The sequence below is a fragment of the Solibacillus merdavium genome (assembly GCF_014836935.1).
Classification (GTDB): domain Bacteria; phylum Bacillota; class Bacilli; order Bacillales_A; family Planococcaceae; genus Solibacillus; species Solibacillus ferritrahens.
In genome coordinates this window covers 206,456-217,826 of record NZ_JACSPW010000002.1, presented here as the reverse complement: position 1 = coordinate 217,826, position 11,371 = coordinate 206,456, and the positions used below count along the sequence as shown (strand labels likewise).

The 11,371-nt window shown below is 36.9% G+C and carries 11 protein-coding genes and 1 riboswitch; of the genes, 10 read left to right on the top strand and 1 reads right to left on the bottom strand.

Going from position 1 to position 11,371, the window contains the following annotated elements; translation table 11 throughout:
* Positions 1–64: 64 nt before the first annotated feature.
* The 9 genes from H9632_RS04075 to H9632_RS04035 all read left to right on the top strand — a co-directional run bounded on the left by H9632_RS04075 (position 65) and on the right by H9632_RS04035 (position 9,876).
* Positions 65–478, top strand: coding sequence for a DUF350 domain-containing protein (locus H9632_RS04075; RefSeq protein WP_191702831.1), 414 nt, complete (start codon positions 65–67; stop codon positions 476–478).
* Positions 479–924: 446 nt separating this feature from the next.
* A complete protein-coding gene (locus tag H9632_RS04070; protein ID WP_191702830.1) occupies positions 925–2,616 on the top strand; it encodes a long-chain-fatty-acid--CoA ligase in 1,692 nt (563 codons plus the stop codon).
* A gap of 103 nt (positions 2,617–2,719) precedes the next feature.
* Positions 2,720–3,301, top strand: coding sequence for a TetR/AcrR family transcriptional regulator (locus tag H9632_RS04065; protein ID WP_191702829.1), 582 nt, complete (start codon positions 2,720–2,722; stop codon positions 3,299–3,301).
* Positions 3,302–3,316: 15 nt separating this feature from the next.
* Positions 3,317–4,090, top strand: coding sequence for an enoyl-CoA hydratase (locus H9632_RS04060; protein WP_191702828.1), 774 nt, complete (start codon positions 3,317–3,319; stop codon positions 4,088–4,090).
* A 61-nt stretch (positions 4,091–4,151) separates the two neighbouring features.
* Entirely contained in the window at positions 4,152–4,925 is a 774-nt protein-coding gene (locus H9632_RS04055) for an electron transfer flavoprotein subunit beta/FixA family protein (protein WP_191702827.1), read from the top strand.
* 58 nt (positions 4,926–4,983) lie between these two features.
* A complete protein-coding gene (locus H9632_RS04050; RefSeq protein ID WP_191702826.1) occupies positions 4,984–5,961 on the top strand; it encodes an electron transfer flavoprotein subunit alpha/FixB family protein in 978 nt (325 codons plus the stop codon).
* Between the two features lie 172 nt (positions 5,962–6,133).
* The gene (gene trxA / locus H9632_RS04045) at positions 6,134–6,448 is read left to right on the top strand and encodes a thioredoxin (protein ID WP_191702825.1); all 315 of its coding nucleotides are present in this window, start codon (positions 6,134–6,136) and stop codon (positions 6,446–6,448) included.
* Positions 6,449–6,547: 99 nt separating this feature from the next.
* A complete protein-coding gene (gene uvrC, locus H9632_RS04040; protein ID WP_191702824.1) occupies positions 6,548–8,335 on the top strand; it encodes an excinuclease ABC subunit UvrC in 1,788 nt (595 codons plus the stop codon).
* Between the two features lie 36 nt (positions 8,336–8,371).
* Positions 8,372–8,550: riboswitch (Lysine riboswitch) on the top strand.
* Between the two features lie 93 nt (positions 8,551–8,643).
* A complete protein-coding gene (locus H9632_RS04035) occupies positions 8,644–9,876 on the top strand; it encodes an aspartate kinase (protein WP_191702823.1) in 1,233 nt (410 codons plus the stop codon).
* A 125-nt stretch (positions 9,877–10,001) separates the two neighbouring features.
* Here H9632_RS04035 and H9632_RS04030 read toward each other — a convergent pair whose 3' ends face one another.
* A complete protein-coding gene (locus tag H9632_RS04030; protein ID WP_191702822.1) occupies positions 10,002–10,418 on the bottom strand; it encodes a YslB family protein in 417 nt (138 codons plus the stop codon).
* Between the two features lie 272 nt (positions 10,419–10,690).
* Here H9632_RS04030 and H9632_RS04025 point away from each other — a divergent pair, with 272 nt between their 5' ends.
* The gene (locus tag H9632_RS04025) at positions 10,691–11,308 is read left to right on the top strand and encodes a succinate dehydrogenase cytochrome b558 subunit (RefSeq protein WP_191702821.1); all 618 of its coding nucleotides are present in this window, start codon (positions 10,691–10,693) and stop codon (positions 11,306–11,308) included.
* Positions 11,309–11,371: the final 63 nt, after the last annotated feature.

Genomic DNA, 11,371 nt, shown 5'->3' with positions numbered 1-11,371 from the left:
TGCTCCTTTTTAATTATCCGCTAATATTAGTAATAGGAAGAAAATTTAAAGGGGGTAAAATGGATTGCTAGGTTCAAATTTTTGGCACCATCCTCTCGTAGAAACGGCAGGCTATTTTAGTGTCGTAGTCCTTTGCTTATTCGTATCGATGATTTTGTTTGAAGTTGTAACAAAGTATAAAAATTGGGATGAAATAAAAAAGGGGAATGTCGCAGTCGCTTTAGCTACCGGCGGGAAAATTTTGGGTGTTTGCAATATTTTCAGATATTCCATTAATCAACATACATCCTTTATTGAAATGCTTGGCTGGGGTTTGTTCGGGTTTACACTGCTGATTTTTGCCTATTTTTTATTTGAATTTTTAACACCAAAGTTCAATGTTGATGAAGAAATAGCGGCAGATAATCGCTCGGTAGGTTTTATTTCATTTACGATTTCACTTGGTTTATCATTTGTAATAGGAGCAAGTATATCTTAGGAGTTTAAATATGGAAACTTTATCGAAAATACTAATAGCCGTCTGCATAATATTTCTAGTAGTCGGCATTTACTACATGGTGACCCTTTAGGCTTAGGAGCAAATGAACTAGCGTAACTGTTAGTTTGTTTGCTTTTTTTGTTGAATTTTTTACTGGAATATTATGTTATTCATAAAAAAGATTAATCAATACTATAATTAATACAGTAGTTGAAATAAAATTTTGAATGTTAAAAAATTTTACTGAAAAAGTATATTTCTATACTAAATGGGTGATCTCATGTCAATTTGCTACGATAATACTATAAAATCAAAAGTAAATAACGAGAAAATAAACGTATAAACGAGAATAAAATGTATAAATCTATGAAAATAGTTTGAAAGAATTTCCTTTTTTACTTATAATAATAAAAACAAGTAAAGCTTTAGCAAAGGGGAGAAGTTTTATGACAGAAAAAGTTTGGTTTTCGAGCTATCCGCAAGAAGTACCACATGTATTGGAACTGCCTGAATTTCCGGTACATCAATTTTTGACGCAGGCATATGAGTCTTTACCTAACAAAGTTGCTATACACTTTATGGGGCGCGAACTGACGTATAAAGAATTATATGAATCTGCAATGAAGTTTGCTAATTATTTACGTTCTCTAGGGGTGGAGAAAGGTGATCGAGTAGCAATCATGTTACCGAATTGCCCGCAGGCTGTAATTGCTTATTATGGTACGATGTACGCAGGTGGAATCGTTGTTCAGACAAATCCCCTTTATACGGAGCGAGAGTTGCAGTATCAAATGGCAGATTCGGGTGCTAAAGTTATTTTAGTAATGGATATTCTTTATCCTCGTGTAATGAAGATTATGAACAAAACGAGTATCGAAAATGTCATTGTTACAGGAATTAAAGATTACTTACCGTTCCCCAAAAACCTAATATATCCATTTATTCAAAAGAAGCAATATGGGTTTAGCGTAAAAGTGGAACATAGTGGCACTAATCATTTATTCACAGAAGTCATGAAAATGGCCAAAATGGATAAAATCGAGCTTGATTTTGATTTTGAAAATGACTTGGCTTTATTGCAATATACAGGTGGAACAACAGGGTATCCAAAAGGCGTTATGCTAACACACAAAAACCTTATTGCCAATACGATGATGTGTGATGCATGGATGTACAAATGTAAAAAAGGTGAAGAGTCAATTTTAGGAATCCTGCCTTTCTTCCATGTCTATGGTATGACGACGGTGATCATTTTATCGGTAATGCAGCAAGGTAAGATGATATTATTACCGAAGTTTGATGCTGAACAGGCTTTAAAAACAATCGATAAGCAAAAGCCTACATTATTCCCGGGTGCACCAACGATGTATATTGGTTTATTGAATCATCCTGATTTAGCAAAGTATGATTTATCATCGATAAAAGCTTGTTTAAGCGGTTCGGCACCATTACCTTTGGAAGTACAGGAGAAATTTGAAGCATTGACAGGCGGACGTTTAGTAGAAGGATACGGTTTAACTGAAACTTCTCCGGTTACACATGCCAATCCAATTTGGGAAAATCGTATAAATGGTTCAATCGGTTTACCGTGGCCAAATACAGATTCTGTAATCTTACGCTCTGGTGAAACAGAAATCCTGCCGGTAGGTGAAATTGGTGAGATTGCTGTTAAAGGACCTCAAGTAATGAAGGGCTACTGGAATCGCCCGGAAGAAACTGCGATGACTTTTGCTGATGGCTGGTTCTTAACAGGCGATTTAGGGTATATGGATGATAAAGGTTATTTCTATGTTGTAGATCGTAAAAAAGATATGATTATTGCTGGTGGTTTCAATATTTATCCGCGTGAAGTGGAAGAAGTTCTTTATGAGCACGAAGCAATTCAGGAATGTGTTGTAGCAGGTATACCTGACCCATATCGCGGTGAAACAGTTAAAGCCTATATTGTCTTAAAAGAAGGTAAGTCTGTTACAGATAAAGAGCTAAATGAATTTTGCCGGAAAAATTTAGCTGCCTATAAAGTACCACGTTTTTATGAATTCCGTGCTGAGCTGCCAAAAACAGCAGTAGGTAAAATTTTGCGCCGTACTCTTATCGATGAAGAAAAACAGAAAATGCCACAGCAGGAAGCAAAATAATTAATTGTAGAGCAAACTATTGACAGATTGAAGAACAAATTATAATATGAAAATATGAATGAATGGTCATTCATGTTTTCATATTTTTTTGGTGGTGATCAGCTTGAAACGAAATAAACCCAAATACATGCAAATAGTAGATGCTGCAGTCATAGCAATCGCAGAAAACGGCTATCATCAAGCTCAAGTTTCAAAGATTGCAAAACAGGCTGGGGTAGCTGATGGTACGATCTATTTATATTTTAAAAATAAAGAAGATATTTTAATTTCTGTATTTCAGGAAAAAATGGGTATATTCGTAGACAATTTACAGGCTATAATAAAAAGTGGGGATAGTGCTTCTGATAAGTTATGTAAGATGATTGATAATCATTTACACGTTTTATCAAGCGATCGGCATCTGGCAACTGTAACTCAACTTGAATTAAGGCAATCGAATAAAGAAATTAGACTGAAAATTAATGCTATTCTAAAAGAATACTTAATTTTACTTGATCAAATTTTAATTGAAGGTATGCTTAACGGTGAATTTAATCAAGCGATGGATGTTCGTATTGCGAGACAAATGGTATTTGGTACAATCGATGAAATTACAACGACTTGGGTAATGAATGACAATCGTTACAACTTATTGGAACAGGCTCCAAAAATACAGCAATTATTGTTAAATGCATTAAAAGCTTAAAGGGGATGTAGAGAAATGGAGTTTCTAAGTTGGAAAGTAGAAGAAGGTGTAGCTATTGCTACTATTTCAAGACCACCAGCCAATGCACTTTCACAAGGCTTAATTCAAGATGTTAATGCACTATTAGATGCTGTTGAAAATGATGAAACTGTACGTGTCATTGTCATCCATGGTGATGGACGATTCTTCTCTGCAGGTGCTGATATTAAAGAATTTACAAACGTACAGACTGGTGAAGAATTTACAGGATTGGCGAAAAAAGGACAAGACGTTTTTGAACGCGTTGAAACATTCAGTAAACCAGTAATTGCCGCCATTCACGGTGCAGCATTGGGGGGAGGGTTAGAACTTGCGATGGGATGTCATATGCGTTTCGTAACAGAATCCGCAAAACTTGGACTTCCTGAATTATCGCTTGGACTAATACCTGGTTTTGCTGGAACACAGCGTTTACCTCGCTATGTAGGTATGGCTAAAGCAGCCGAAATGATGTTCACCAGCGATCCGATTTCTGGAAAAGAAGCTGTAGAATGGGGCTTAGCAAACCGTGCTTTCTCTGATGAAGAGCTTCTGACAGAAACTTTAAAAATTGCGAAGAAAATTGCAAAGAAATCGCCAATTGCCTTAAAGGCAGCGATTCAAATGCTTAATTATTCAAAACCATCTTCCTACTATGATGGTGTAAATGCAGAAGCTAATAGCTTTGGGGATGTATTCGTATCAGAAGATGCAAAAGAAGGCATCCATGCTTTTATTGAAAAACGTGAACCAGTATTTACAGGAAAGTAAATAAATGTATCCGCCCCGTTTTTACGGGATTAAATTAAAAAGCTTTTAGGAGGTCTAGATTATGAATATTTTTGTATTAGTAAAACGTACTTTTGACACAGAAGAAAAAATCGTCGTATCAGGCGGTAAAATTCAAGAAGATGGTGCTGAGTTCATCATCAACCCATATGATGAGTATGCAATTGAAGAAGCAATTCAAAAGCGTGACGCATTAGGCGGTAAAGTAACAGTTGTGACAATCGGTGGCGAAGATGCAGAAAAGCAATTGCGAACAGCTTTAGCAATGGGTGCTGACGAAGCGGTATTAATTAATACAGAAGATGATTTAGATGAGCTGGACCAATATTCTTCAGCTTATATTCTATCAGAATATTTAAAAGATAAAGAAGCAGATTTAATTTTAGCTGGAAACGTAGCAATTGATGGTGGTTCAGGGCAAGTAGGTCCTCGTCTTGCAGATTTACTCGGAATTAATTACGTAACAACAGTTACAAGCCTTGAAATCGATGGAACGAATGTAAAAATTGTTCGCGATATTGAAGGGGACTCTGAAGTATTAGAAACATCTTTACCATTATTAGTAACAGCTCAACAAGGGTTAAATGAGCCACGTTACCCATCTTTACCAGGTATTATGAAAGCGAAGAAAAAGCCGCTTGAAGAGCTTGAGTTAGATGATTTAGATATCGATGAAGACGATGTTGAAGTAAAAGTAGAAACAGTTGAAATTTACTTGCCGCCACAAAAAGCAGCTGGTCGTGTATTAGAAGGGGATCTTTCAGCGCAGGTAAAAGAATTAGTAAACTTACTTCATAGTGAAGCGAAAGTAATTTAATAGAATATCAACTTGAGATACGAAAATTTTTACGAAGATGGTAATGGAGGGATATTTTATGACGAAAAAAGTTTTAGTGTTAGGTGAGGTTCGAGAAGGGAGCTTACGTAACGTTACATTTGAAGCAATCGCAGCAGGTTCAAAAATCGCTGACGGTGGAGAAGTAGTAGGATTATTAGTAGGGGATTCAGTAAATGATTTAGCTCAAGAGTTAGTTGCCTATGGCGCAAGCCGCGTAATTACAGTCGAGCATCCACACTTGAAAAATTATACATCTGACGGCTACAGCCAAGCTATTTTAGCGGTCGTTGAACAAGAAAGCCCAGAAGCAATTGTCTTCGGTCATACATCTTTAGGCAAAGACTTATCTCCAAAAATTGCCTCTCGCTTACAATCCGGTTTAGTTTCGGATGTAACAGATATCGAAGGTTCTGGCGATGATACAGTATTCATCCGTCCAATCTATTCTGGTAAAGCATTTGAGAAAGTAAAAATTAAAGACGGCGTAATCTTCGCGACAATCCGTCCGAATAATATCGCACCTTTAGAAAAAGACGGTTCTCGTACTGGTGAAGTATCGTCTGTATCAGTTGATATTACAAATTTACGTACTATCATTAAAGAAGTTGTTCGTAAATCAACAGAAGGTGTTGACCTTTCAGAAGCAAAAGTAGTAGTAGCAGGTGGTCGTGGGGTAAAATCCGAAGAAGGATTTGAGCCATTAAAAGAACTTGCCAATTTACTAGGCGGTGCAGTTGGTGCTTCTCGTGGTGCATGTGACGCAGAATATTGTGATTACTCATTACAAATTGGTCAAACAGGTAAAGTAGTAACACCTGACCTTTATATTGCAGCTGGTATTTCTGGTGCTATCCAACATATGGCTGGTATGTCGAATTCGAAAGTAATCGTTGCCATTAACAAAGATCCGGAAGCAAACATTTTCAAAGTAGCGGACTATGGTATTGTAGGCGATTTATTTGAAGTAGTACCAATGTTAATCGAAGAATTTAAAGCGCTTAAAGTAAACGCATAATAAGTAAGCTTCCCTCTTTTGAGGGAAGCTTTTTATGTCCGAAATAAATGGGAAAAACATGAAAAAAGACGGTGAAATATCCTGCGTTCATATTCCCGAGCATTTTACTACTTTTTAAATGGCAAAACATGCTATACTACAACCATATGTTATTGAAGGAGGCTATTTTATTATGGCAATTGTACACGGTACAGATCAAACTTTCCCACAGGAAATTTCAAACGGCACAGTTTTAGTAGACTTTTGGGCTGCATGGTGCGGACCATGTAAAATGATTGCTCCAGTTCTTGAAGAATTAGATGCAGAAATCGGTAACGATGTAAAAATCGTAAAAGTGGATGTAGATAACAACCAAGGCACTGCTGCAGATTATCAAATTATGTCAATCCCATCATTATTATTATTTGTTGATGGTGAATTAAAAGCAAAAACTGCTGGCTTCATGCCAAAAGAAGCTTTAATCGACTTTATTAACGATAACAAATAATTAAATTGTAAAGCCGTATGCCTAATAAGGTGTACGGCTTTTTTCTTATAGGACTATAAGTTAAAATAAAGTGAATGACATATCCAAATGGGTGAGAATATGAATGCAAATATTAAAGCAAAGCTAGAAATATTACCGAATGAGTCCGGCTGCTATATTATGAAAGACCGTCAAGGCACAATAATATATGTCGGCAAGGCGAAAGTATTAAAAAACCGAGTGCGTTCGTATTTTACAGGCAGCCATGATGGTAAAACAGCGAGATTAGTCAGTGAAATAGAGGACTTTGAATATATTGTAACTTCAAGTGATCTTGAAGCACTTATACTAGAGCTGAATTTAATAAAATTACATGATCCGAAATATAATGTGAAGTTAACAGATGATAAAACATATCCTTATATAAAAATAACGAATGAACGTTACCCTCGAATAATAACAACTAGGAAAGTAAAAAAGGATAAGGCAAAATATTTTGGACCTTATCCAAATGCGTATGCTGCCAATGAAACGCGGAAATTGCTCGATCGTTTATATCCACTTCGTAAATGTACACATCTGCCAAATCAAGTATGCCTGTATTATCATTTAGGGCAATGTTTAGCCCCCTGTGTAAAAGACATTGAAAAACAAGTATATGATGAAATGATTGGTGAAATTTCAAAGTTTCTAAACGGTGGTGTCGAAGAGATTCAAAATGACCTTCAGCAAAAAATGCTGGATGCCGCCGAAAAGCTTGAATTTGAACGGGCCAAGGAATTCCGGGATTTAATTGCACATATCGAGCAGGTTATGCAAAAGCAAAAAATAGTATCGGATGATTTGAGCAATCGAGATGTATTTGGCTATGCGGTCGAAAAAGGCTGGATGTGTGTACAAGTATTTTTTGTACGGCAAGGAAAATTAATTGAACGTGATGTTTCCATTTTCCCTATTTATAACGAGGCGGAAGAAGAATTTTTAACATTTGTCGGACGTTTTTACGAGCAGCCACATCATTTACTACCAAAAGAGATTTTCGTACCAAAGACAATTGATGGAACGATTTTGCAAAAGCTTTTAAATGTAAAGGTACAAACCCCAAAGCGCGGAACAAAAAAAGAGCTGGTCGATCTAGCGATGAAAAATGCCAATATTGCAATACATGGGAAATTCCAGTTAATTGAGCGGCAGGAAGAACGAACAGTAGGAGCTTGTGAAGCACTTGCCGAAGCTATGCAAATTCCATTGCCACTCCGTATAGAAGCTTTTGATAATAGTCATATGCACGGTGCGGATCCTGTTTCTGCAATGGTTGTTTTTGTTGACGGGAAGCCTGCAAAAAAAGAATACCGGAAATATAAAACGCGGGAAGCCGCAAAACATGATGATTATGGCGCGATGCAAGAGGTCATTCGTCGTCGTTATACACGAGTATTGCGGGAGAATTTACCACTACCGGACTTAATCCTAATTGATGGGGGAAAGGGACAAATGGAGGTCGCAAGAGAAGTAATTGAAGATGAGTTAGGATTAATGATCCCAATAGCAGGTCTTGCAAAAGATGATAAGCATAATACATCACAGCTGTTGTTTGGTGCTCCACCGGAAGTTGTACCTTTAAAACGGACAAGTGATGGATTTTACTTATTGCAGCGTATACAAGATGAAGTACACCGGTTTGCCATTACATTTTTGCGTCAACAACATCAGACGAATGCAATTACATCCGTACTTGATGGCATTGCAGGGGTAGGACCTAAACGTAAACAACAACTTATGAAGCATTTCGGATCGGTGAAGAAAATTCGTGAAGCAACTGAGCTGCAATTGCAAGAAGCCGGTGTCCCTGCAAAATTAGCAGAAGTGATTTATCGCCATTTTCACGAAGCATCATTGAATAAATAATAAGGTTATGTTACTATAAATGGTAATTCAATAGTTACTAATGATAGAGGTGCAGTATTAAAGAGTAAATTGCTCGAGGAAGAACAATTCCAGCGACAGCAATTGAAAGGGAATTCTGCCGAAGTGAAATGCGTATTGTTCACGTGTTTTGCTGGTTTTACATTTAAGAAATGTAAGATTGTCAGAACTTTATGTTCTGGAGAGCTATCCTGAAAAGCATATAAACTTTTATTTGTATTGACGGCGACTTTCCATGAACATATGGAAAGTCGTTTTTTTTTATGCGCAAAAATAAGGAGTGGAAGAGATTGCAAACAGTCGTAGTAAAGTTTGGTGGACCTATGTTGGCAACAACAGAAAAAATAGTACAGGTTGCAAAAAAGGTGATAAAAGAGCAAGGTCGCGGCATAAACTTAGTCGTTGTCGTTTCTTCGATGACACCCATTCGTCAAAATTTACGCCAATTTGCAGCGGAAATTACGCATGAACCGTCGAAGCGTGATATGGATGCATTAATCGCTACAGGAGCGCAGTTGACTAGTGCCCTTCTTGCAATAGCGATTCAAGAGCATGGTGGGAAAGCAGTTTCACTTGTCGGTTGGCAGGCAGGTATTCAAACGAATGAAAAATATGGTAATGCCCGGATTGATTTTGTAGATAATAAACGTATTGAAAAGCATTTTGAATTAGGAGAAATCGTTGTTGTATCAGGTTTTCAAGGAATAACAGAGACCGATAACATTTCGACATTAGGGAAAGGTGGATCTGAAACTTCCGCTGTTGCATTAGCGGTTGCTTTAAATGCGGAGCGTGTCGATATTTATTCATCGGTGGAGGGTATTTATACGGCAGATCCTCAGCGTGTTGAAAGTGCTACAAAACTTTCTGAGATTTCATATGATGAAATGTTGGAGTTTTCAAATTTAGGTACTAAAATTTTGCATCCTCGTGCGGTTGAGCTTGCAAAAAAATACAATATGCCAATCGTTGTACGCTCAGCTAAAGAGGATGTAGAAGGTACATTAATAAAAGGGGATGTAGACATGGAAAAGAATTTACTTGTGCGCGGGGTGGCATACGAATCTGATATTATTCGTTTAACAATTGGATATGATTCATATGAAACAGCGTCATTAGCCGAAGTATTTAGTGTTTTAGCAGAAAATGATATCAATGTTGATATTATTGTGCAGGCAGTAATTGATGGGATAAAGCCTACTATTTCCTTTACAATATCTAAAGTAGAGTTTGCAGAAGCTTTACGTGTATTAGAATCGAGTAAACTGTCACTAGGATTTAGTTTTGCAGATTTTGAAGTCGGTTTGGCTAAAGTATCGATTATTGGATCAGCGATGGCTTCGAATCCAGGAGTTGCGGCACGCATGTTTGCGCGTCTAGGACGTGAGCATATTCCGGTTAAAATGGTTAGTACATCTGAAATAAAAGTGTCAGTCGTTGTTCCACAAGAAGATATGGTGTATGCTGCAAACGCTTTGCATGAGGAATTTAATATAGCAATGAAGGAAGTTCCGGCTTCATAAAATAAGGTAGAAGATAAATTTAGAGCTTTCTTGGTGCTAATTAATAGTGATAATGCTATATTTATGATATTAAAGGAACTAAAAACTGTTGCTTTCTAAAAAAAAGCAACAGTTTTTAGTTATGCTCAAATCTTCTCTTTTAAATCCCACTTTAAAATGAATTTGACGTAATTCTTCTTTTCGATTTTTTCTACATAGCATTCGGTTAAGTAACCGAGTTGCTTTTGTTTTTGCTCGGCCAAAAAGCCAGCCTCTAAACGAAAACAGCGCTGCTCAATATTAATCGACATTTCCTCGGTTGTCATAAGTATGTAATGAAGTTCATCCTTTATTTCTTTATCTAAAATTAACTGACCCCAACCGGCCTCCCCAAAAAATGAAGGAAGCTCATCCATGGCAAATAGCGGAAATTTACGTGCGAGTTCTTTCCCTGCCCAATATAAAACATCTTCCTCATGCTTACCTAAAATCGATGGTAGAAGATGATCGCGAAGGATTTCATATCCAAAACTTGGAATCGTTTTCATTTTGTACCCCTCCATATTAAAAACCTCTTTCATAAATTTTCTTATAATTTTCATTCTTTCAGGAAGAAAATAGTTATAAGTAGAAAAAACTGGACTTTAAATAGCATAAATCCGTCTTTAAAATGATTATAAAATATCCCTCGTTACCTTGACGCTAGTATCTGTTGAGAGTACAATGGACATGTCATAATATTGTACCATGATGAAATGCGCAGTCAATAACACAACGTTTACAATTTTGAGGCGTTGCACATTGTGTATTTCAAGTACTAAGGGGGGTAACAGTTTTGTCGAAAGATCGTGAATTTTTATGGCGCCGCTTACACTCGTTATTAGGTGTAGTTCCTGTCGGGTTGTTCTTGGTGTTCCACTTAACTTTGAACTTCACTGCAGTTGGTGGTGAAGAGGTTTACAATAACGCAACAGGTATGATGGAATTAGTTCCACATTCGTTATTGTTAGCAATGGAATGGATTATTATCTATATTCCATTAATGTTCCACGGATTCTATGGTGTGTTTATTGCATTTACATCTACACACAATACGGGTCGTTTCAGCACATTCCGTAACTGGATGTTTGCTTTACAACGTTTTACAGGAATCTTCCTAGTAATTTTCATTGCGTGGCACATTTTCCAAACGCGTATTCAAAAAGCGTTTGGTGCTGAAGTTAACTTCGATATGATGGTGGAAATCGTTGACAATCCATTAATGTTGGCATTCTATATTGTCGGTATCGTTTCAGCAGCATTCCACTTAGCTAACGGCCTATGGTCATTCTTAGTAAGCTGGGGTATTACACAGTCTAAAAAATCTCAACAGATCGCAACTTATGTTACGTTATTATTCTTCGTAATATTGGCGATCGTAGGTGTTGCAGCTATCATCTCATTCGTAATTTAACTTGATCACTAATACACAGTTATAAAGGCAGTTCGAATGAATTATGAGTAAAAGTAATTAGCA

Excerpts from the sequence above, each read along its gene's own strand:
- H9632_RS04070 (WP_191702830.1), top strand. The coding sequence starts at position 925 with ATGACAGAAAAAGTTTGGTTTTCGAGCTATCCGCAAGAAGTACCACAT.
- H9632_RS04060 (WP_191702828.1), top strand. The coding sequence starts at position 3,317 with ATGGAGTTTCTAAGTTGGAAAGTAGAAGAAGGTGTAGCTATTGCTACT.
- H9632_RS04055 (WP_191702827.1), top strand. The coding sequence starts at position 4,152 with ATGAATATTTTTGTATTAGTAAAACGTACTTTTGACACAGAAGAAAAA.
- H9632_RS04050 (WP_191702826.1), top strand. The coding sequence starts at position 4,984 with ATGACGAAAAAAGTTTTAGTGTTAGGTGAGGTTCGAGAAGGGAGCTTA.
- trxA (WP_191702825.1), top strand. The coding sequence starts at position 6,134 with ATGGCAATTGTACACGGTACAGATCAAACTTTCCCACAGGAAATTTCA.
- uvrC (WP_191702824.1), top strand. The coding sequence starts at position 6,548 with ATGAATGCAAATATTAAAGCAAAGCTAGAAATATTACCGAATGAGTCC.
- H9632_RS04030 (WP_191702822.1), bottom strand. The coding sequence starts at position 10,418 with ATGGAGGGGTACAAAATGAAAACGATTCCAAGTTTTGGATATGAAATC.